Here is a 22,922-nt window from a genome sequence, read left to right as displayed (position 1 = left end):
TTGATGCCCGCCGCATTCATCATTGCAGCATTGAATGCGTTCCAGGAGTATTCGGTGTAATCTTCCGCTTTCAGCTCCTTGTTCATCATTTCTACAAACTTCGCTACAAGCGCCGTGCGGGCGGCTGCTGGATCTTCAGCAAAGTTCATCCACAGAACGACGGTTTCATCATTCGGGAGATAGCTTGCCCGGCCTTCCGTCAGGGCTTTTACTTCGCCTGCATCCAGAGCGTCTGCGAGAACGGCGACATTCGAGATGGTCATCTGCGAGGTACGCAGCGGCTTATCGGACATGAAGCCAAGTTCGAGAGCTTTGTTCGAAGCGGCCGGTCCGGCTGCGGCTTCGAGTTCCGCTTTCTCGCCAGTGACTTTTTCACCGTCGATATACATCGTGAACGTATCCTGATCGCTGTCATATACGGCGGTGATGTCGTGGAAGGCGCCGAAGAACGACGTTTCATCCTTGATATTCTGCGTACCGATTTCCACCCACTCATTGGTGCCGTTCATCTTCAGGTAGGCATCGACCATAACGCGTCCGTCTTTGTGGGTAAGAACACGCATGGCGAAGGAGTCATCGCCCAGAGAAACGATCGTGCTGTACTTGTCGTTGTATTCCCAGGAGCCTTCGGTTGTGCTCTTAATGGATTCCGGAACGAATACGCGCGAGCTGACGGTGAAGCTGTTTCCGCTGGTAATCGCATTCGTTACCTTTCGATCCGGGTCATTCAGACTCATGGAGCCCTTCATGCCGGATTCGGCGTAGTCGCCTTCGCTGTTGGAGACGATTTCGGCTGTATCCGGAAGCGGTGTGTTCAGTCCGTTCGGGCTGAGGTCTTTAATGATGACGGTTTCGCTTACGGTTACGGTCTTTGTAGCCGTAAGTGCAGCATTGCCGTTGACTTTGGCGCTGATCGTAATTTCGGTCGCATCCGCAACCCCTTCAGCAACCGTCAGAATCGCGTTTTTCGGATCGCTGACATCGGCCAGGATCGAAACGCCTTCGATGGCCTGTCCCTTGGCATCGGCTGCCTTCCATTCTACGGAAGTGACGTTGGCACCGGCAGGGTCGGTAGCGAGCGTCAGTGCCAGGGTGTTATTGGTCTTGACCACATCGGCACCGCTGATCGAAACGCTCTTAATGACTTTAACGAGGGCTTTGATGGCTGCATCGAGATCGTCGTACGCTTTATCCACATTGGCTTTGGTGACGTACTTCTCATTCAGTGCCTCTGCAGCAGCTTTTGCGGTTTCAAAAGCGGTCCAGGAGCCGGCATCGTAATTGTCTTCAACGAGAGCATCGGCGTCTTTAAGCAGAGCGTCGAGATCCGTGCGGTCTGCGCCGGAGAAGTCGAGCCAGAAGGCGACATCGGCATCTCTCAGTGTGGAAGTACCGGCGCTCATGGCTTTGAGCTCATCGGCGCTCAGCGCTTTGGTCAGCACTTTGACGTTGGAGAAGCCCATCTGCGATTTGCGGTATTCCTTGTCGGACATGTAGCCGATATTTGGCGTCAGAGCCTGGCTTGCGGCAATCGCATCGGGTACATCGGTGGCTCCGTTGGCGACTCCGTCGACGTAAATGGTCAGCGTCTTTGCCGTCTGGTCGTAGACCGCGGAGATTTCATGCCAGCCGTCGAAGAAATCATCCGGCAGAGCGGAGCTGGTTGCCTGTTTCCACTTGTTATTGACGTCTTTGACGTAGGCGTCGATATGGGCATTGCCTTCGACATCGTGATTTTTGTAAATACGGTAAGCGAAGCAGTTGTCGCCCAGCGAGAAGATCACGTTGTGCTTTTCGTTGTGGCCGTCCATGACTTCCCATGTACCTGTTACCTTATCGTTAACGGATGCTGGCACATACATCCAGGAGCTGACGGTGAAGCTGCCGCCGGTAATGGCGCCTTTGATCTTGTTTTCGGGATCGTTGACGTCCATGCCGCCGTACATTACCGGCTGTCCGCCTGCATCGCCGATTTCCGCGGTGCCGTTGAGCGGCGTATCCAGATCGTTTGGACCGAGGTCGTTGATAGCCTGACCCAGTTTCTGGTTGACGGTCACTTCAAATGTGGCCGAAACGTTCGTTCCGTTGATATTGGATGCCTTAACGGTATAGGTACCCTTGGCCAGAGAAGCCACGGTAATCAGCTGTGCAGAAGCGCCGGTTCCGGAAACGAGCGCATTATCGACTTCGTTTCCACTGGCATCTGCAATGCTCCAGTCTGCACTCACAATCTCAAGATCGGCCGGGGTTGCCGAGAGCGTGAAGCTGACGGTATCGCCGGCTGTGATGGTCGTTTTGTCTGCGGTAATCGTGGCGCTTTCGACAACTTTCGCGGCTTTCTGCTTCCAGTTGTCCATATCGAGCCAGAGCTCAGTATCTTCGGAAGCGGCTGTCTTCGCTGCAAGCGCAGTCGGATCAATGGCGCTCGAGAAAATCTTCATGGACTTGAAGCTGTACATACCGGTTCGTCCGTTGCCCAGGTCTGCACCCAGAGCTAAGGCAACGCCCGATCCGCTTGGGTGGGTGCCTGCGCTCAGCGATACCTGACCGCGCTGCTGGCCGTCGGCGTAGAAGACGAGCTTGCTGTTTTCGGCATCAAAGACAGCCAGGTAGGTGTGTTCATTGCCCAGGAAGTTTGTTTTTTCTTCCTCAGTCAGGTTCTTATATTCGGTCGTTTTCCAGCTGCTGCCCGCTTTGGTATGGAACGAGTAGTCGTAGCTGTTTCCGGACTGGTCGGTACGGATTTCGAACGTCTCGTCGCCTTTGGCGGCCAGAATGTTGTACTGCTTCGTGCCGGTAGGGGTCGCTTCAATTGCGATCGACCAGGAATTTCCGCTTTCGAGCACATCATCGAGAACATCGCCATGACCGATGGTCACGTAGCCGCTCATATTGATGTCTTCGCCGTTTTTAAGCAGATTTGCGGTGGCTTCGAGATCGACATCGAGCTTGTTTGCCGATTTGTCTTCGATGTAGGCAGTTTTTCCCTGGAGCGCTTCAAGTTCTGGAATATAGGCTTCCATCTTGGCAATGCGGTCGCTGCCTTCCGGGCAGACAATGGCTTTCTGCGCATCCGGCATCGTCTTGAGAATATCGATCAGTTCTTTGGCTTCTTCCATCTGGCTGTAGGAATACGGCAGGAAGGAGTCGACCATTTCGATCAGTTCGGCTGCGCGTTCCTTGTCGTATTCGGTCCGGTCAAAGGAATCTACGGTACGGAATTCGGAAGCCTTGTCGGTCAGCGACTGCTCTTTCATTTCGCTGCCTTCAACGGGCAGAATGGTGAATTCCCACTCGTATGCCTTATCGTTGTACAGCTGGTACTGGCTTAACGTATCCGGTCCGCAGGTGGCACCGCCGGTTCCGCGGCTGCCGTAGTTGACGCCAACCATGGTTTCCTTGCGCGGGTTAAGGCCGTATGGGTGATTGGTGGAGTTCAGATCATCCGGTGTGAAGTGCAGGGCCTGCATTTCCAGCGGAGTGGTTGCTACAACGAGCAGGGTGTTCTTGCCGTCTCCGGAAAGGGCCATCCAGTTCGTGTCGGTCATCGTACCGGTGTCATCGACTTTCAGGTACGGGTAGAACAGTTCGTCTACCGTCGAAGAGTAAATGCCCTGACGGCCGAACGTCTTGCGGTCGGAGAGAGATTCTACCGGTCCGTTTCCGTACCATTTGACATCTTCGTAGCCTTCGGTAGTCGTCATCAGCGAACCGATGCGCAGGAAGCTGCCCATGCCGCTGCTAGTCGCATCGACTTTCATGCCGATCCTGACGGCGCCGTCGCCCAGGATGGTGTACGTCATGTCGACTTTCGTATTGCCGGCCTGCGGCAGGGTGAGGTTCGCGGTGATGACGTCGTTATTATCGTCGTCTTTGGAGGCGGTGATGGATTCTACATGGAGTTCGTCATCAGCTTTGGACCAGTTCCAGTCGAAATTGTTCTTATCGTTTTCGAACGTTCCGCGCCAGAAGTTTGGCGTCGGGCCGGTTTCGAGCATCTTTTCGCCTTTGAAGGTGTAGTCGCTGATGATGCCGGTCGTCTTGTCGATCTGGAAGGAGTAATCCTTGCCGGCTACGGTGTACAGATCATTGGTACTTGTGATCGTGGCGGTATCTGCCGACGTATAGGTCTTCTGGCCGACTGGAGCCGGAATGGCGATCTGATCCCAGCAGAGATCAAAGCCTTTATCGGCCCATTTTTCATCGGATTTCGTTCTTACGTAGAGAGTCAGATAGTAGTCGGCGCCGTCTTTGAGCGTTTCGGGCATCTTGAACGGAACAGAGATGGTTCCCGTTGTCTGCGGTTTTACATCGATGTTTTCTACGGTTCCCGTATCCACAACGATACCGTTTTCGAGAACTTCCCAGATCACGTCGTATTTGTTCAGGTTAGTGAAGCTGGATTCGTTATAGACGTTGACTTTTTTCGCGTCGAGATCTTCGATTTCCGCGCTGAACCAGTAGTTCTTGTACTGATTCTTGACTTCCATCAGCTCCGGCTGCGGGTTGCGGTCCGGTGAAATGAGGCCGTTTTCGCAGAACGAGTTGTCGTTTGGACGATCGCCCCAGTCGCCGCCGTAGCCGTAGAATTTGCCTTTGATTTCGTCCTTGTACAGGTTCGTACCGCTCTTCTGGCCGGCATCGGTGGCGTAGTAATCCCAGGCATCGACTGCGCCTTCGCCATGCGTATCCGCGGTATCGGCCCAGAAGAGAACGGAAGCGTCATCGGACTTGATGGCTGGATTCGCCGAATTCTGTCCGGCAATTTCGTCGGCGCTCAGAGCCTTGTTATAAATACGGCCCATGGCGACTTCACCGTTGAAGTAGCGGCCTTTGACGGTATCCGCGCCGACCTGGATCGCGTGCTCCTGCAGCTCGATGTTTGTGGCAATGGAACCTTCCTTGAGCAGGACGCCGTCCGCGTAAATTTTCGCCGTGCCGTTATCATACGTAGCGGCAATCTGATGCCAGTTGTTATTCCAGTTGGCTGGTACGTCGCACTGGATGCCGGACCAGCTGTTTCCGCTCTTGACGAAGAATTCCAGCTTGCCCGAGCCGTTCATTTTCAGCGTCGTCTGATCGTCGCCCTTGGACAGGAAGACATCATCGTTGACGGTGGCATACGGCTTAACGATCGCTTCAAGCGTAAACGCCTTGCCGGAGCCGGAAAGTGCGCTGCCGACTTTGCCGTCCGTATCCGGATAGGAGAGGTAGCCGTTTAAAGACTGGGTGACATTGAATGTTCCAGCCGGTGTTTCCGACGTTACCCAGTCTCCGTTGGCTGTACCGGACAGGCCTTTTTTCTCCGAAACGCTGTACGTTACGCCAAGATTTTTGAGATCGACGGCACGCGACTGGTCCACCCAGTCCCAGATAAATCCGCCAAGCTGATTTTCTTCGGCGCGGATGGCATCCCAGTACTCTTTCAGGTTGCCGACGGAGCTGCCCATCGCGTGGGCGTATTCGCACATGACGTATGGCATTTTGCCTTCGCCGCCGCGATCCCATACGGTGCCCGTACTCGGGTACATGTTGGAACGCATGTCGGTACCCAGGTTGCCGTCGTTTCCTTCGGAATGAACCGGACGGGTACTGTCATGATTTTTGAAGTACCAGATCATGTCGCGCTGAAGACCGTTTGCGAAGTTCTTGTCGCTGTTGTAAGTCATTTCGTTTCCGATTGACCAGATCACAATCGACGGGTTGCTGCGCAGACGCTTAAAGGCGGTTTCTGTACGATCCAGACCGAGTTCGTAGAACCAGCCCTGCTTTTCGGAATTGCCCATGATCGCGTGGCATTCCATGTTGGTTTCGCCGATGAGGTACATGCCCCAGTCGTTGGCGAGCCAGTACAGGTAGTCGTCGTTGGAGTAGTGCGAAGTACGGATGGCGTTCAGGTTGTTCTGCTTCATCAGCTTCACATCTTCTTCGATAGCCGCCTGAGGAGTCGCCTTGCCGTGGAACGGGTCGGTGTCGTGGCGGTTGGCGCCTTTCAGCAGCAGACGCTTGCCGTTGATTTTTACCGGATCCCAGTGGGTGGTGGTCACGCGATAGTTTTCATCCACTTCGGTACGGGTGAATTCCACCTGACGGAAACCGAGCTGGGTCGAAACGGTTTCCACTTCTTTACCATTGGCATCTTTAAGGGTGATGACCAGAGCGTAGAGGTTTGGATCTTCTGCGGACCAGAGCTTTGGATTTTTTACAACGGTGCTCAGGGAAACGCTATTGGTCTTTGTGCTGGCCAGTACCGGCACAGAAACTTCTTCATCGGTAAACAGAGCCGTACCGCTTCGATCGTAGGCGGAAGCGGAGAGCGTCCAGCCCTGGCTGACGGTGCTCGACAGGTTGCGGATATCCGCTTCAATGTTCAGAACCGCGTTGGTGTAGGACGCATCGAGAGTTGTCGTGTAGTGATAGTCCTGAATCTGTACGAGCGGTGCGGATGTCAGATAGACATCGCGGAAAATACCGCCGTCATAGATCATGTCCTGGTCTTCAAACCAGGTTCCGTCGCAGAACTTGTGAACTTTGACAGCCAGCAGGTTCTCGCCGTCCATGTTGACGTAGTCGGTGATGTCGAATTTGTGCGGGCTGAAGGTGTCTTCGGAATAGCCGACTTCCTTGCCGTTCACGTAAACGTAGTAGGCGGATTCAACGCCGCGGAAATCGAGGTAAATGCGGCGGTCGCTTCCGCGCAGAGAATCATCAATGGTGAATGTCTTGCGGTACAGGCCGACCGGATTGTAGTTGGTCGGCGCAGCCGGGCAGTCTACATTGGTGTCGTATTTGGACTGCCAGGGCATCTGGGTGTTGGTATAGATCGAGAAATCAAATCCCTGGGTTGTCCAGCTCTGGGGCAGCGTAACGGATTTCCAGTCTTCGCCTTCGCCCTTCTTGAAATCGGTTTTGTAGAAGGCATGATCTTCCGTCATCATTTCATTGGCCAGCGTCTCGTTCTGAACGACGGTCAGATCCCAGTTTTCGTTTTCGCCGGTCAGCATCTGCATTTTCTGAGATTCTTCACGGGCGTTGTAGTTCCATACAGCCTTCTGTGCAGCAGCAGAATTCTGATAGGGGATGATCTGGGTGCTGGCGGCTTCGCGGTTAATGCCGGTTACATCTTCTGCAGCCTGCGCGTTGCCGTCCACATCATCGTAGTGGGTTCCCGTCCACTCCTTGTGAGTGAACTTGGTTTTGTCGACGTTGGCCTTGATGCAATCCGCCGGCGACAAGTTGTCGGACGAAGTGCCTTCCAGGGCAGCGACAGACATCGCCGGGAAGACGGAATACGCCATCGAGGCAGAAACAAGCAGCGATAAAACCTTATGTTTCTTCATTCCAGTTTTCTCCTTTTCTTCGGTGCGCGTCCGCAAGAGACTGGGGGGCTGTGCAAACGCTTACACTGTTTGTTTTCATCTTATGCCAGATGTTAATTTTTGCAATAGGAGCAAGAAAGAATGTTCGTTTTACTGGAATACATGGACATGTTTTACTTGTGTTTTACTTAAGCGTTTCGAATGTACAATCTGGATATAAACCGTATCCATATAAAAAGTCATTCATAGAGAATGGAGTAGCCAACATTTGCACAAAAAGAAGAGGTTGCACAAACTGGTAACCAATATTTGCCTGACGTTTCGCAAGTATAAAATTTATTAAAAACTTTACTGTCCGATGGGCATGAAATCCGGCTTTTCTTCCATTGAAAAAAACGAATGCTCCTTAAATAAAGGCCTTTTTCTTGTTCCGGACGACGAACCAGATGGCCTTTTGGCAAAACCTGTCAGAAAAACCAGGAAAAAGAAAGAAAGTGCAGAGAAGCCCCGGCTGAATTTACCCGCTCTATTTTCAAAAGGCACCGGCCTGCTATGCTTCGAGTGAAAGAGACGAACGATTCCAGCGTCTGCGACGAAAGAAAAAGGAGGAGTGAAAATGGATGTAAAACGTTCGACAGCCGCAAAGAGCGGTACTTTACAGAACTGGATGTATGATGGCGAGCCCATGAAAAAACGCCTGGAAGCGGCGGCACAGAAGATGCCCCTGTCCCAGACGATGCAGGCGCTTGCGTATATGGAAAAGGCGCATGCTGGTCAGCTTCGAAGGACCGGCAATCCGCAGCAGCCGGTCGTTCCATACGCCATTCACCCGCTGAGTCTGGCGGTGCACGCGCTGGCCCTGGGCATTACGGACGATGACCTTCTGAGTGCCGCACTGCTGCACGATGTGTGCGAAGACTGCGATATTGCCTGCGCGGATCTGCCCTTTTCCAGAAACGTCCAGGAAATCGTATCCCGGCTGACCAAAGATGCCGGCTGCGCTGAGCGGTCCGGAAAAGAAGCTGCACTGGCCGAATATTTTGAAAACCTGCAGGAATCGCCCGAAGCTATGCTGATCAAGCTGCTCGATCGCGTAAACAATCTCGCATCCATGTCCGGCTGCTTTTCGAAAGCGAAGATGCGCGAATATATCGAAGAGAGCGAAAGGCGGATTTTGCCGATGGCCGAACCGATCCGTGCAGCCCGCCCAGAATGGGATGCACCCGTATTTCTTCTCGAATATCAGATGGTCAGCCTGATTACCGCGCTTCGCCCGCTCGTATACGAAAGACTTTGAAATCGAGCGCAGGATGGACATCTTCTCTGAACGCGGAATTTGCGAAAGTATGAATTTGCAAGAACAGGACGATAAGGATACAAAGATGATCAGAATCCACAACCCGGCGAATGGACAGAACCGGGTTTTCGTATGCCGTTTTTTCCGGTTTTCTACCATATATATATATATATATATATTTTCAATATATTCTCTAAATATATTTTCTATATATTCTCTAAAATATATTCTCTAAACCCATTCTCGATCCATCCGGTGTTGGAACAGCCCATCTCTCCAGAACCGGGAAACAATCCGCGAATTCCCTCTGGTGCGTTCATAAAAATCGAAAATGAGCATACACGTAGGGGGATTTTTTAAAAAGCGGCCGATACATACTTCGTTTTTGGGCCGGTCCGCGCGAAAAGCGAAAGAAAGAAAAAAAGTATGCCTAGTGTAACCCCTTTCCCGGGATGCGAAAAAGAAGCGGCTATGTATAATACAAGTTGACACTCTGAAAGGTAAACAGAATAAAAAATGGAAGCTGTTCATATTGAAAATCTGGAGTTCTCCTACGACGGAGCCACTCCGGTACTCAAAGGAATTACTCTCAATATACCCAAAGGAAGCTATACAGCGGTGGTCGGCCATAACGGATCCGGCAAATCCACGCTGGCCAAGCTGATCATTGGTCTGCTCGAACCCGCCGCCGGTACTATCGATGTTCTCGGAACGCGCCTCACGGAAGAAAGCGCCCCCGAAATCCGCGATCACGTCGGCATCGTGTTCCAGAATCCGGACAACCAGTTTATCGGCTCCACTGTAGCCGATGACATTGCCTTTGGTCTGGAAAACCATTGCGTCCCGACCGAACAGATGCAGGGACTGATCGAAGAAAACGCGGCGAAAGTCGGCATGCTCGACTACCTGAACGCGGAACCGACGAATCTTTCCGGCGGACAGAAACAGCGCGTCGCCATCGCGGGCATTCTGGCTATGTCGCCGGACATCCTGATTTTTGACGAATCGACAAGCATGCTGGACCCGCAGGGAAAAGCGAGCGTCAACGCCCAGATCCGCAAGTTAAATAAGGAAAGAAACATCACGATTCTTTCGATTACCCACGATATGGACGAAGCCGCTCAGGCCGAAAACGTGATCGTGCTGGAAAAAGGAAAAGTTGCCGCCCAGGGAACGCCCGCAGAAGTGTTTGAAAGCGGGGAAATGATGAAGGATCTGAAACTGGATCTGCCTTTCGCCCTGAAAGCCTCAAAGGCCTTTGAAAAGGCCGGACTGACGGATCATCCGGTGCTTACGCTGGATGAGCTGGTGGAGGACGTATGCCAATTGAAATAAAAGATCTCGAATACACGTATTCGCAGGGAACACCCTTTGAGCACAAGGCGCTCAAAGGCGTCAACCTGACGGTTCCCACCGGCAAGGTGACCGCCATTATCGGTCAGACCGGATCGGGAAAATCCACGCTCGTTCAGCATCTCAACGCGCTGCTCAAGCCGACGAAAGGCAGCGTCGATATCGCCGGCTTTCATATCGATCCGGCGACGAAGCTGACGGATGTCAAAGCTCTGCGCAAAAAAGTCGGTCTGGTGTTCCAGTTTCCGGAATACCAGCTGTTTGAAGAAACGATCGCCAAGGATATCGGCTTCGGGCCGAAAAACTTTGGCTATACGCCCGAGCAGATTCAGGAAGCGGTGCATAAAGTGCTGCCTTTAGTCGGCCTCGACGAATCGTATCTCGAACGCTCCCCGTTCGAACTGTCCGGCGGACAGAAGCGGCGTGTCGCCATCGCCGGCATTCTCGTTCAGGATCCGGAAGTGCTCGTTCTCGATGAACCGGCTGCCGGTCTGGATCCCCAGTCAGCCAGAGAAATTATGAATCTGTTCATGTCGCTCAACCGCGGGCAGGGAAAGACCATTCTGCTCGTCAGCCACGATATGGAGCACGTCCTGGAATACTGTGATGAAGTCGTCGTCATGAAAGACGGCAAAGTATCCACGCAAATGGAAGTCCACGAATTTTTCAAACATCCCGAACTGCTGCGCGAAATCGATATCAACCCGCCTGGCATTGTTCAGCTCAAGGAAAAGCTGCAGGAAAAAGGCTTTTCTGTTCCGCAGGACAGCTATTCGCTCGATGAAATCGCTCAGGCCCTGAAAGAGCAGGTGAACGCCCATGAATAACATTGCGCTCGGCCGCTATCTGCCGATCGATTCGGTCGTCAGCCGCATGGATCCGCGCTCGAAAATCATGGTCCTGCTCATTCTGATGGTGGCGATCTTCATTCCGGCCGGATTCTGGGGCTACATTCCCATCGTTCTCTTTATTATTGCGGCTCTGTATCTTTCCAGGCTGAAGCTGTCCTACGCGCTGCGTTCGCTCAAGCCGATGATGTGGATGATGATTTTCCTGCTCATTATCAACGTCCTTGTTCTGCATACCGGAACGCTGCTCTTTGAATGGGGCTGGTTCAAGATTTATTCCGACGCCCTGATTCAGACGGCTTACGTCATTATCCGACTGATGCTGATGATCATTCTGACGACGATCCTGACCGCCACAACCAAGCCGCTCGACTTGACGCTCGGCATTGAAAAGCTGCTCAAGCCGTTCGAGAAAATCGGTCTGCCGGCGCACATCATCGCCATGATGATTTCCATCGCGCTGCGCTTTATCCCGACGCTGATCGAAGAAACCCAGCGCATCATGAACGCGCAGGCGTCCCGCGGCATCGACATGCAGAACGGCACACTCAAGGAAAAGGTGTCCGCCATTCTGTCTCTGATCGTCCCGCTGTTTGTTTCCGCCTTTGACCGCGCCGATCAGCTCGCCAACGCCATGGAAGCCCGCGGCTACAATCCATCCCGTAAAAGAACGCGCTATAAAGTGCTCAGGATGCACGGCATCGACTACGCGGCGATGGCCATTTCGGTTCTCGTTCTTGCCATCGACATCATTCTGGCCGTTCTTGGAGTGTAGACATGCGCTATAAAGCCATACTGGCATACGACGGCCATCGCTATGGCGGCTTTCAGAAGCAGACCAACGCGACCGGCATTCAGGAAGTCATCGAAAAGGCGCTGGAAAAAATCCTTCATCAGCCGGCTTCCATTACCGCAAGCGGCCGCACGGATGCCGGCGTTCATGCCCTCGGACAGGTATTCCATTTTGACGGCCCCGACAACATTTCGCCTTTGGGCTACTACAACGCGCTCAACACGCTTTTGCCCAAGGACATACGCATTCAGTCCGTCGAAGCGGTGGATGAAGATTTTCATGCCCGCTTTTCGGCGCGCTTCAAGCGATACGACTACGTGATCACCAAGGAAAGAGACAATCCTTTCCTTTATAATTACAGCCATTTCGTATGGCGCGATCTGGATGTCGAACGCATGCGCCAGGGAGCTGCTGTCTTTGAAGGGGAACATGACTTCACGTCCTTTTCCAACGCGCAGATCGACGAGAGAAAACCGCGAACGAAAACGATTTACCGTATCTGCATCCAGGAAGAGCCAAAAGGCCTGCGGCTGATTTTTGTCGGTACCGGCTTTCTGCGCTACCAGGTGCGCATGATGAGCGCCGCTCTCATTGCCCTTGGCGAAGGCCGCATTACGGTCGATGAGCTGAAAGTCATGCTGGAGGCAAAAGACAAGCACGCGTCGCGCTTCAACGCCCCAGCCAAGGCGCTCTATCTCGTTCAGGTCGGCTACACCCAGAATGAACTCGATACTCTGCTCGCTTCTCTGTCCTCGAATCCCGATGGGATCTGAGGGCTTTTTTCGTGAAAACGGTGACCAATGAAAGTCTTCCTTTTCCCTTTAGGCATGGGAGGATTTGCGCAATTTAAAATCGTGGAAAAAACGTCTGGATTTCTTCTCTGTGCCAGGGGATTGGGATTGACTTTGAAAGGTGGAATGCTTAAGATAATCCGTGGCTGTATCCAAGCCTTTGAGCCCCGGTAACGCTCATTGAAACGGAGGAAGCAACATGCGTCAAACAACAATGGCAAAACCTGCTGAAGTAGAACGCACATGGTATGTAATTGACGGCGAAGGCCAGACTCTCGGTCGCCTTGCCACCACTGCAGCCCACGTTCTGCGCGGTAAACATAAACCCACTTACACACCAAACGTGGACTGTGGAGATTATGTAATCATCATCAACGCTGACAAGGTCAACATGACCGGCAACAAGCTTGAAACTGAAAAGTACTACAATCATTCCGGATACTATGGCGGACTGCGTGTACGCACTGCCAAGGAAATGAAGGAAAAATACCCTGTTGAATGGGTTCGCAGAGCTGTACAGGGCATGCTCCCGCACAACCGTCTGGGAGATGTTCAGCGCAAGCACGTTCTGGTTTACGCCGGAAACGAACATCCGCATGCAGCACAGAAACCTGTGGAACTGAAAGTGAAAGGATAGGAGATTAGGAAATGGCAAATAAAGAAAATTTCGTTCAGTATCTCGGTACCGGACGCCGTAAAGAAGCCGTTGCCCGTGTCTTCCTTCGTCCAAATGGAACAGGGAATATCGTAGTCAACGGCAAAGAGCTTAAAGAGTACATGCCTTCTGAATTACTTCAGATGGAAGTTCGTTCCCCTCTTGAACTGACCAACACACTCGACCAGTTCGATGTAATGGTAACCGTTCAGGGCGGCGGCTTCACCGGCCAGGCTGGTGCAATCCGTCACGGAATTACTCGTGCCCTCATGGAAGCTTCGGAAGACTATCGTCCTGCTCTGAAAGCAGCTGGTTATGTAACTCGTGACCCGCGTGCTAAAGAACGTAAGAAATACGGTCTGAAAAAAGCTCGTCGTGCACCGCAGTTCAGCAAGCGTTAATTTTACCAATGTTGCAAATCCTGCAGAAATGCAGGATTTTTTTATGCCCGAATCGCACAGATCCGCGGCGTACGGGCATAGAAAAAAGCCGTGTCGTCCGGGCACGGCTTTTTTACAAAAGGGAAAAAATGTGTCGGCAGACAGCAGCTAGACCATGTAGCCGATGCCTTTGCGGGTAATAATGAAGTCTTCAATGGAAATGGCGGCCAGCTTGCGGCGCAGACGGTTTACGTTGACGGAGAGCGTGTTCTCATCAATGTAGCAGTCGGTTTTCCACAGGGCTTCCATAAGCGTTTCGCGGGCAACGATCTTTTCCTTGTTTTCCATCAGGATCCGCAGGATGCGGGCTTCGTTTTTGGAAAGTTCGATGGATTTGCCCATATAGCTGACTTCATTGCTGCCTAAGTCAAGATGAACGCCATGATGTTCGAGATAGTCGGTATGCTGGGTATAGTCGAACGTCCGGCGAAGCAGCGCCTGGATTTTGGAAACGAGAACCGCGGTATCAAACGGTTTCGTGATGTAATCGTCGGCTCCCTGGTTGATTGCCGTAATGACATTCATGCTTTCATCCGCACTCGAAAGAAAGATGATGGGAACTGAAGAAAATTTTCGAATTTCACTGGTCCAGTAGAAACCGTTGCGTCCGGGCAGGTTAAGATCCATAAGAATCAGCGCCGGCTTGAGCCGGTCGAATTCTTCGCGGATGTGGTCAAAATCTTTCGCGCAGACCATTTCAAAACCCCAGCTCTGCAAAACAGAGGAGAGGCTCGAGGCCAGGGAGGAGTCATCCTCAACGATCATGATTCGGTACATGCTTTCATTTTAGCGAGCGGCAGGCCCAATATCCTGAACAAAAACTGAAATTTCCCTTTCGTTTCTGAAATATAAAATGAACAATCGGCGGTATTTGAGCGCATCTGAGGTCAATTTGGGGTGTAACCGTCTTCAAAAACCGTAAGAAAGCCAAAACGGCTTTTCCGTTTCCCTGAGCAAACCTTCCATCGCACAGGCTGGCGTGCCGCAAAAAAAAAGAGTCTGCCTCGTCTCTATAAGCAGAGGCAGGCATCTGGGCATAGAGACAAGTGAATCGGATTGGAAATGCCAGAATCAAGATAGAAAATCCGAACGCAGAAGATAACCGGCACAGATGGAAATACCGGACACAGAAAGCCAGTACAGAAAAACCAGAACAGAAAGTACAGAAAGTACACAAAAGGAGAGACAGCCATGAAGATGGACATGCGGCGCAAGGATCGACAGGTACAGGATCCAAAGAAAATCGAAGAACTTCTAAACCGGGCGGACGTTTTGCATCTTGCCCTGGCCGATGAGGAAATTCCGTATATCGTCGCTCTTTCGTATGGCTATGCGCTGGAAAACGGGAAACTGACCTTCTATTTTCACACCGCCAAAAGCAGACACAAAATCGACTTGATCCACACAAATCCAAATGCCGCCATTCAGATCGACTGTCCCGGGCGGTTTCTGCCTGCGCAAAACGGTTAAGCGTGCACGGCAAGCGTCGCGTTTGACTCGCTTTTTGGACAGGGAAGGATCCGGGAGATCACCGATCCAAAGCAGAAGGAAAACGCACTGTGTGCTCTCATTGCACACTGTCTTCATGAGGGAAACGAAGATAAAAGCGCCTTTTCCTGGGATTTTGATACGACCGTACTCGATCACACCGCCGTCTTTGCGGTAGACGTCCAGCAATATACGGTCAAACATCATGGCTGAATTAAATATAGTCTGTATTGATCTTAAGGAAATCAAAATCATTCCCTGTTTGTAAAAATCGGCAAGCCAAATTCTCAATTATGACAGTGCAAATGGGATTGAGTATACTGAAGCTGGCCCTCTTTTCTGCCATAATTCGTGAAATTCTGCACGACATTGTGAAGACATGGACTTTTTTATCTTTTGCGTTATTCTAGTATACGGTCTTACGAAAAAAGGCCTGAATAAGGTAGAAATCAAAACAGAACACACCATAAGGAAGACATTATGACTAATATTGATCAGCAATCCGTGAATGCAATTCGTATACTGGCCGCCGATGCCATTCAGAAGGCAAATTCCGGCCATCCTGGTGCTCCGCTTGGAACTGCACCAATGATGTATGAGCTTTTCGCTAAACACCTTTCCCACAACCCCCGAAACCCCAAATGGGAAAATCGCGACCGTTTTGTTCTTTCCGGCGGACACGGCTCAGCCGGCCTGTACGCCCTGTTTCATCTCTTCGGCTATGGAATCTCCGCAGAAGATCTCTGCAATTTCCGTCAGCTTAACTCGCTGACACCGGGTCATCCGGAATACGGCCACACCGTTGGCGTTGAATGCACCACCGGCCCTCTGGGCAGCGGTCTTGCCGCTTCGGTTGGCATGGCCATTGCCGAAGAATTCCTGGCTGAAAAATTCAACCGCCCGGGTTTTGATATCATCGATCATTACACATTCGTCGAACTCGGCGACGGCGACATGATGGAAGGCATCTCGCAGGAAGCCCTCTCTCTTGCCGGCACGCTGAAGCTCGACAAGCTGATTCTCCTTTACGACTCCAATAAAATTTCCATCGAAGGCGATACCGATCCGGTATTTGCTGAAGATGTAGACGCCCGCATGAAGAGCCTTGGCTTCTCCACCTGGACGGTAGAAGACGGCAACGATCTCGAAGCGATCGCTAAAGCCATTGAGGAAGCCAAATCCGATCGGGAACATCCTTCCTTTATTACGGTGAAAACCAAAATTGGCTACGGCTCTCCGAAAGAAGGTCTGGCTTCCAGCCACGGCGAACCGCTTGGCGCCGACAATGTAGCTGCTACAAAAGAAAAACTTGGCTGGCCAAGTCAGGAACCGTTCTATGTTCCGACGGAAGTGTATGAAAACTTCACCGAACTGGCTAAACGCGGACAGAGCGAAGAAGACGCGTGGAACGCCCTCTATGCCGCCTATAAGAAAGAGTATCCGGAAGTCGAAGCGGAATACCGCAAGATGCTGGATCAGCAGCCGGATGAAGCTGCGCTGGAAGCAGCCGATCTCTTTGAAGTACCGGAAAAAGCCGAAGCTACCCGCGTTTCTTCCGGACGTATCATCAACAAGCTTAAAGACGTTATGCCTAACCTCATTGGCGGATCCGCTGACCTTGGTCCGTCCAATAAGACCTACATGAACGGCGAAGGCGACTTCGCGCCGGAAAACCGTGGCGGTCGCAACATCCACTTTGGTGTGCGTGAACTCGCTATGGCCGGCATTGCCAACGGTCTGGCTCTGAGCGGTCTGCGCCCGTATGTCGGCACATTCTTCGTCTTCTCGGACTACGCCAAGCCAATGGCCCGTCTGGCTGCACTGATGAACCTGCCGGTAACGTACGTTTACTCGCATGACTCCATCGGTGTCGGCGAAGACGGTCCGACCCATCAGCCAATCGAACATATGGCTTCTTACCGTTCCATTCCAAACATGGTCGTATTCCGCCCGGCGGATGCGAAGGAAACAGCTGCAGGCTGGACGCTGGCCGCAAAACGTACCACCGGTCCTACCGCACTCATTCTGACCCGTCAGAACGTGCCGCAGCTGGAAGAAACGTCGAAGGAAGCCGTCAAAGGCGCCTACATCCTTCGTGACAGCAAAGCCGAACTGCCGCAGGGCATTCTGATCGCTTCCGGTTCGGAAGTGGCTCCGACCCTGAAAGCAGCACAGCTGCTGGAAAAAGAAGGCATCGACGTTCGCGTTGTCAGCATGCCTTCTATGGAACTGTTCGAAATGCAGCCGGAAGACTACCGCGAATCCATTCTGCCGCGTAAAGTCAAAGCCCGTACTGCTGTTGAAGCGTCCAAGGACTTCGGCTGGGGCCGCTACGTTGGTCTCGACGGCGAAGTGGTCGGCATGAAGAGCTTTGGCGTTTCCGCACCAGGAAGCCAGCTGTTTGACTACTTCGGCTTCACTCCGGAAAACATTGCCGAAACGATGAAACGCGTACTCGCCCGCACTGCGGAATAAGTTTCCCATCCGGAACACTCGAACGGAAGACAGATCGATTTCAGAATTGAAATCCAGATTCTCATACAATGAACAAAGAGGCTGTACGAAAAAAATGAATTCGTACAGCCTCTTTTTCATTTGGTGTGATCTGGCGTTCTCTGCTTATAGCCGAATGTTCGCCAGAGAGCATCGTGCGGATTTCCATTTCTTACTTCTTCTTACTTCTTCTTACTTCTCTTACTTCCTTTTGGAAAAGAAGAAAAATTGGATCGGAACAGAAAATCGGTTTCGTTATTTCGCTGCGCCGGACAGCAGCTCCTTCTGCTCATAGCGGATTTCAACTTTTTCAATGCCATCCATCAGCTTTTTGGTCAGCCGGACGTATTCGCCCTCGCTCCGGCTTCGGCTTCTGGCTGCCTTTTGAACATAATCTTCGCAAAGAAGCGTACGAAGCGTATGTTCGAACATGCGAATTTCCTTGATCTGAAACCGTTCTTTGGCCTGTCGGTCCGGTGAGTCGTCCGCATTCAGTTCCAGAATGCGCTTTACCGTATCGTAGGATGCGGTCACAATCGACGGAAAATCGACGATATGAAGCGTATCGGCGGTGAGGAGGTACTGAAAGTTCAGAGGCCGAAAGCGCGCCTGTTCGATCCGGGCCGGACTGAAAATAGGATCTTTCCCCAGGAATTCTCGGACATCTTCCGTATGCAGAGAAGAGGGAAGCAAAATGTGAATTTTCCATGCGCCCTGGGAAATCAGCGTTTCGGCTATGTGCTGATCTTCGGGTTTAAAGATCGGGGGTTCGTCCAGTTTCTCAATCAGACGGAAGACGAAATTGCGCATGTAGGAAACTGCCAGCGCATTGGCCGCTCCGATGACCATCGGTGCCGTCACATCGGTCGTCTGTTCAATGTAATCGTGGATTCCGTCGATCGAACGATTCGTCCGTTCAATGATTTCATGAATCCGTTTTGCGGTCAGCTCCATCTCCTCCGTGTTCCAGGGATCAAACCGAAAAGCCGGCAGTGCGATTCCTCCGTTTACACCGGACAGATCTTCGGGCAGACGGACCGATTCGTCACTGAGCAGGATGACTTTTTCCGGACCGAGGGCCATGACACAGAGACCGATCTCAAAGAGCACGTTGTCCCGCATCGTCTTTTCCCGGATTTCTTCGCCGTTTCGAATGAGTGTCGTTTCATCATGCCCTTCGCAGATCAGAATGGCGTAGTCAAACGACGGAATCTTTTTGATGAGCATCGGCAGAAGCGCGATCTGCTCTTCGTTTACGGCCTGCGCGAACAGATCCCTCCATTCGCTGACCTGATAGTCATATTCTTCCAGGCGGTATTTCAAATGCTGAAGAATACCGCTTTTTTCGGAAAGACCGCTTGAAAACAGAACAATAGAAATGCCGTTCGCAGAATTTGTCATCTTTCCTCCCCGTCTATGCCTTTTCTTCTTTGGACTGTCCTAAAATAGGAATACATTCCCATACAAAAGGCCTGCCTTTATTATAAAGAGATTCCCGGAAGGAAAATCCAGAGGAGGAAAACGGGTACGTTTGCGTGTGCAGTCGGGATTCTTTCCTCACTTTTGCGTCCAGTATTCGGGGTACACCAGACGGCCAGAAAACATGGAGCAGGCCAGAACCCGTATAAAAAGCTAGACACTCATCTAGCTGGAAATCCACATAGAAAGAAGGAAAGAACAGAATATGATCACTTCAAAACCGATGACGCTTGCCGAAGTTTCCGGCATTGTGCTGGAACAGCTGCCCAAAGGCATTCTTCTGACGACGCAGGATGGCGATGTTCGCGATACCATGACGATCGGCTGGGGCGGCCTGGGAACCAACTGGGGAATGGATGTCTTCACCGTGTATGTGCGGGAAAGCCGCTTTACCAAAACGCTTCTCGATGCCAACCCCGTCTTTACGATCAGCTGCCCGATGCCCGGCATGGATGTCCGGTCGATTTTAGGCTTCTGCGGAACGAAATCCGGCCGGGACGTAGACAAGTTCGAAGCCTGCCATCTCCACACCGTTCCGGGCGAGGAAGTGTGTACACCGGCGATTCTGGAGCTGCCGCTGACGATTGAGTGTCAGGTGCTTTACGCCCAGAAGGAAGATCCGGCCAGCATTCCTTCCGAAATCCGGAAGCACTATTATCCAGAAGGGGACAATCATACAATCTATATCGCACACATTAAAGCGGTTTATCTCCTGCAGAACGACGAACAGTAAAACGGGTCTTCCGCGCGATACTGCACATTTCCATATACAGACAGACAAAGGCGGATCCTCCAGATAAAGGGAGGATCCGCCTTGATTTGTAAATTGAACGTTATTCGGCAAGTCCGGGAAGAAAAGGATCGGACTGCGGATTCATGGACGCAGCCAGTTCGCACCAGTCGCCAAGCCGTCTGGAAATGCCGGTAAAAAACGGGTCTGGCGGCGTATTTTCGGGACGGTGATGTTTCAGCATGTGTGCAGCTAGAGAAGCGATCTCGTCGTTTGTACGGGCGTAGCAGGCATAGCCGTGACGTTCGAAAAACTCCGCGTTCTGTGTTTCACATCCTGGAATCGCAAACGCAAGCAGCAGCGGCGTTCCGGAAGCGGCCGCTTCGGTAATGGAAAGGCCGCCTGGTTTCGTAATAAACAGATCCGCCAGCTGCAAGTACTGAAAAATGTTTTTCGTAAAGGCCACCGGGGAAATGGATGGATCGTTGAACTTTTCGATGCGGCGATACAGTTTCCGGTTGTTGCCGCAAAGCACGAGAATGTGCAGATCCGGCTGGTCTTCAAGCAGCGGCTGCAGGGAAATGAGCATGGGCCAGAGACCTTTAATGCCCATCGATCCGCCGCCGACTAAAACGTAGCGTCTGGAAGGACTCAGCCCTAATGCCTTGCAGGCTTTATCCCGGCTGGTGCGCAGATCGAACTTGCGATCGACGGGAATGCCGCAGGGGATCATGCGGGAGTGATCGACGCCTTCCTGAAAGAAGGTCTCCACCAGATCGGGATGGGGAATGGTCATCCAGTCCGTCTGAACGTCGCTTTCAAAGGGAATGCACGTATAGTCGGTGGGAATCATTACGCTAGGCGGAACGTGCAGACCATGGTTTTTCAGCCAGGTGAGCATGAGTCCCGGATACGGATGCGAACACAGGATAAGATCGACTGGATGTTCGCTCAGCCAGCGATGCAAAGCCAGAGCGGTCTTTTTCTGGACCGCCAGAACGGGATTGGGCAGGCTGAAGTTTCGCTCGCCTTCTTCGTACAGGCGGCCGAGCTGATAGACGGCGCCAAAGAGATGCGGCGAAAGCTGCACCATGGAAACGTAGGCGCTGCCGACGCGCCTGGCCATCTGCGGCGAGCGCAAAGAATACGGGTCGAAGAAATGTACGGTCCAGCCGCGCGCCGTGAGTTCGTGGACCATAGCTTGTGCGGCGGAATTGTGACCGCCGCCGGTCGAACAGGACAGAATCAGCGCTTCCATAAAAAGCTTACCTCCATATCCGGCCGGGCTTCTTTGGACAGGCCGAGTCTTGCGAGTACAGAAACTGAAGTCAGAGCCGCTCCACCGACTAAAACGGAAGCGGCCTGCAAAGCCAGACACATGGGGGCGTAAAGAATAAAGACAAGCCCCGTCATGTAGAAATTCGGACGAATTCGAATGACCAGCGTAAAGGTCAGAAAAAGCACGATTAAAGCCAGCGTGGGCAGAAAGCTCACCTGACCGGCCCATACGCCAAGGGCGGAGCCAAATGTGGCGGCGATGCCTTTACCGCCGCGAAAACGATAGAAAATGGGGAACAGGTGTCCAAAGACCGGCGCCCACATGACCAGCATCAGACTGCAGGGGATCAGGGCGCATTCTGGCGTGCGGGTGTACAGATAAACCGGAAGGAAGGCTTTGCCCAGATCGCCGAGCAGAACGAACAGACCGCACCAGAACCCGCCTTTTTCAAAGGCGTTGAAGGTGCCGGGATTGCCGTCCTCGGTTCCCAGGGTGGCGTCTTTTTTCGAAAACAGTGCCGAGTAAAGGTGAATATAGAGAATGCTCCCGGAAAGATAACCGAACAGCAGATAGGCGAATAGTGTCATCACGATTCTCTATATTATATCGAAAAGCCCTTCAGGATCTTTCAATCATGCCAAACGATTTTGTGAGATTGCCTATCGCATTGGATTTACAAAAAAGTTACGCACGAAAAAGGAGAAGCCAAAAGCTTCTCCATCAAAAAATCGCATAAAAAAAGCGGAGCGTTAGCTCCGCGATTGATCAAATGGCGCCTGAAACAAGACTCGAACTTGTGACCTGCCGGTTAACAGCCGGATGCTCTACCGACTGAGCTATTCAGGCATTTGATCTTGGCTCATCAGCGGCTTTTTCAACCCGCTCCCTGAGCGCAAAGATAATTTATCATTTTCCCCTAACCCCGTCAACAAATTTCATTCAAAAAATTTTAAATTCAGATTTAAAAGTATATGTGGGTCAATCAAAAACCGGAAAAATCCGATGGGTATAAGGGATTTCGCCATAAACGGTCCTCAGAACAAACCAGAAAAAAGTTTTCCACAAGGTCCGGATAAAACAGAAATGAGGCTCTCTGGACTCTATACGGGCATCCAAATGCAGAAGAAAATTTCAAAAAATGGAAATTTTCTCCCGAGAAACGCGTTCCACTTCAGAAAAAAAAGCCGATCCGGGAGGTTCAGGAACAAAATCCGGCTGCAAAACCAGACGCTTGAACCGTCTGCAGCACCGAGAGGAACAATGCAAGCGTTAAACCGAACCTCAGCAGAAAGGGAACAGGCTTCAAAGTTCGGCCGCTTTGGGAATGCGATAAGATGATCAGTGTATTTTGATATTGGACCCATCGCCTTAACCCCCATGCGTTTTTCTGGAATGGCTGCACATAGAATGAACCGCGAGAAGCAATACCAGAGAAGCAATACCAGAGAAGCAAAATGGGAAAAACAAAACGGGAAAAGCTGTGCAGAAAACACGGCGGGAGGCGACAGGCAAAACAGTACGTGATGGAACAGAAGCCGTACGGGACGAAATAAACGAAACAAACAGCACGAGATAATACAAGAAGGCAGGGGGAAAGTATGTTCACAAACACAGACAGCACAAAAATGAAGGATGCAAAGATTTTAAGCGAGACGTCTTCTCTTTTGAACAATTTGAAAGAGACCCAGACACTCGCTGCATCCTTGCCCGCAGACCGTCCCGATCCGTCGCGGATTCGGGCCGTTATTATGGATATGGATGGCACGCTGCTCAACGCGAAAGAAGAAATCTCCCCCAAAACCCGTGCGTATCTCATTGGGCTGGAACAGGCGGGCATCCGTCTGATTCTGGCTTCAGGGCGCAGCTATAAGCGGCTTCTTCGCTATGCGAACGATTTGAGAATGGACGAATACGGAGGACTGCTCATTGAAGTGGACGGCGTCGCTCTATACGATCT

The 22,922-nt window shown here is 51.8% G+C and carries 16 protein-coding genes and 1 tRNA gene; 11 read left to right on the top strand and 6 right to left on the bottom strand.

Annotated elements, in window-relative coordinates:
- On the bottom strand, positions 1-7,340 hold a 7,340-nt coding region (locus ACLUYS_RS04115; protein ID WP_412659182.1), incomplete at its 3' end, for a glycoside hydrolase family 2 TIM barrel-domain containing protein.
- A gap of 595 nt (positions 7,341-7,935) precedes the next feature.
- Here ACLUYS_RS04115 and ACLUYS_RS04110 point away from each other — a divergent pair.
- From ACLUYS_RS04110 to rpsI, 7 genes are all read left to right on the top strand, one after another.
- Positions 7,936-8,616: an HD domain-containing protein gene (locus tag ACLUYS_RS04110; RefSeq protein WP_288339671.1), complete on the top strand. Its 681-nt coding sequence runs from the start codon at positions 7,936-7,938 to the stop codon at positions 8,614-8,616.
- A gap of 516 nt (positions 8,617-9,132) precedes the next feature.
- The gene (locus ACLUYS_RS04105) at positions 9,133-9,951 is read left to right on the top strand and encodes an energy-coupling factor transporter ATPase (RefSeq protein ID WP_412659180.1); all 819 of its coding nucleotides are present in this window, start codon (positions 9,133-9,135) and stop codon (positions 9,949-9,951) included.
- Positions 9,936-10,796, top strand: a complete 861-nt coding sequence (locus ACLUYS_RS04100) for an energy-coupling factor transporter ATPase (RefSeq protein WP_412659178.1) — start codon at positions 9,936-9,938, stop codon at positions 10,794-10,796. Before ACLUYS_RS04105 ends, ACLUYS_RS04100 begins: the two co-directional genes overlap by 16 nt.
- Entirely contained in the window at positions 10,789-11,592 is an 804-nt protein-coding gene (locus tag ACLUYS_RS04095; RefSeq protein WP_412659176.1) for an energy-coupling factor transporter transmembrane component T family protein, read from the top strand. Before ACLUYS_RS04100 ends, ACLUYS_RS04095 begins: the two co-directional genes overlap by 8 nt.
- Before the next feature lie 2 nt (positions 11,593-11,594).
- On the top strand, positions 11,595-12,383 hold the full coding sequence (gene truA / locus ACLUYS_RS04090; protein ID WP_412659175.1) for a tRNA pseudouridine(38-40) synthase TruA: 789 nt from the start codon (positions 11,595-11,597) through the stop codon (positions 12,381-12,383).
- A gap of 217 nt (positions 12,384-12,600) precedes the next feature.
- Entirely contained in the window at positions 12,601-13,038 is a 438-nt protein-coding gene (gene rplM / locus ACLUYS_RS04085; RefSeq protein WP_230268048.1) for a 50S ribosomal protein L13, read from the top strand.
- Between the two features lie 11 nt (positions 13,039-13,049).
- A complete protein-coding gene (rpsI, locus tag ACLUYS_RS04080; RefSeq protein WP_230268049.1) occupies positions 13,050-13,457 on the top strand; it encodes a 30S ribosomal protein S9 in 408 nt (135 codons plus the stop codon).
- A 147-nt stretch (positions 13,458-13,604) separates the two neighbouring features.
- Here the strand turns inward: rpsI and ACLUYS_RS04075 are convergent, their stop codons facing one another.
- Positions 13,605-14,273 (bottom strand): response regulator transcription factor, encoded by a 669-nt coding sequence (locus tag ACLUYS_RS04075; protein ID WP_230268050.1) that lies wholly within the window; start codon positions 14,271-14,273, stop codon positions 13,605-13,607.
- A 414-nt stretch (positions 14,274-14,687) separates the two neighbouring features.
- On the opposite strand from ACLUYS_RS04075, the gene ACLUYS_RS04070 reads away from it, so the two are divergent.
- Together ACLUYS_RS04070 and tkt are read left to right on the top strand one after the other, a co-directional pair.
- Entirely contained in the window at positions 14,688-14,966 is a 279-nt protein-coding gene (locus ACLUYS_RS04070) for a pyridoxamine 5'-phosphate oxidase family protein (protein WP_412659174.1), read from the top strand.
- Positions 14,967-15,464: 498 nt separating this feature from the next.
- Positions 15,465-17,459 (top strand): transketolase, encoded by a 1,995-nt coding sequence (tkt, locus tag ACLUYS_RS04065; RefSeq protein WP_255658318.1) that lies wholly within the window; start codon positions 15,465-15,467, stop codon positions 17,457-17,459.
- Positions 17,460-17,732: 273 nt separating this feature from the next.
- Here tkt and ACLUYS_RS04060 read toward each other — a convergent pair whose 3' ends face one another.
- Positions 17,733-18,878, bottom strand: coding sequence for a TIR domain-containing protein (locus ACLUYS_RS04060; protein ID WP_288876330.1), 1,146 nt, complete (start codon positions 18,876-18,878; stop codon positions 17,733-17,735).
- 283 nt (positions 18,879-19,161) lie between these two features.
- On the opposite strand from ACLUYS_RS04060, the gene ACLUYS_RS04055 reads away from it, so the two are divergent.
- On the top strand, positions 19,162-19,689 hold the full coding sequence (locus ACLUYS_RS04055; protein WP_230267509.1) for a flavin reductase family protein: 528 nt from the start codon (positions 19,162-19,164) through the stop codon (positions 19,687-19,689).
- Positions 19,690-19,789: 100 nt separating this feature from the next.
- On the opposite strand, the gene ACLUYS_RS04050 is transcribed toward ACLUYS_RS04055, so the two are convergent.
- The 3 genes from ACLUYS_RS04050 to ACLUYS_RS04040 all read right to left on the bottom strand — a co-directional run bounded on the left by ACLUYS_RS04050 (position 19,790) and on the right by ACLUYS_RS04040 (position 21,811).
- Positions 19,790-20,944 carry an MGDG synthase family glycosyltransferase gene (locus ACLUYS_RS04050; protein WP_412659173.1) on the bottom strand — a complete coding sequence of 385 codons (1,155 nt, stop codon included), beginning with the start codon at positions 20,942-20,944 and terminating at the stop codon, positions 19,790-19,792.
- Positions 20,932-21,552 carry a glycerol-3-phosphate acyltransferase gene (locus ACLUYS_RS04045; protein ID WP_412659172.1) on the bottom strand — a complete coding sequence of 207 codons (621 nt, stop codon included), beginning with the start codon at positions 21,550-21,552 and terminating at the stop codon, positions 20,932-20,934. The genes ACLUYS_RS04050 and ACLUYS_RS04045 overlap by 13 nt, the downstream gene beginning before the upstream one ends.
- Positions 21,553-21,735: 183 nt before the next feature.
- Positions 21,736-21,811: transfer RNA gene (locus ACLUYS_RS04040), tRNA-Asn, on the bottom strand.
- Between the two features lie 752 nt (positions 21,812-22,563).
- On the opposite strand from ACLUYS_RS04040, the gene ACLUYS_RS04035 reads away from it, so the two are divergent.
- On the top strand, positions 22,564-22,922 hold a 359-nt coding region (locus ACLUYS_RS04035), incomplete at its 3' end, for an HAD family hydrolase (protein ID WP_412659171.1).

The organism is Allobaculum sp. (assembly GCF_047010065.1).
Taxonomy (GTDB): Bacteria; Bacillota_I; Bacilli_A; order Erysipelotrichales; family Erysipelotrichaceae; genus Allobaculum; species Allobaculum fili.
Note: the sequence above shows the minus strand (reverse complement) of the source record. Positions and strands in the feature narration are given on the sequence as shown.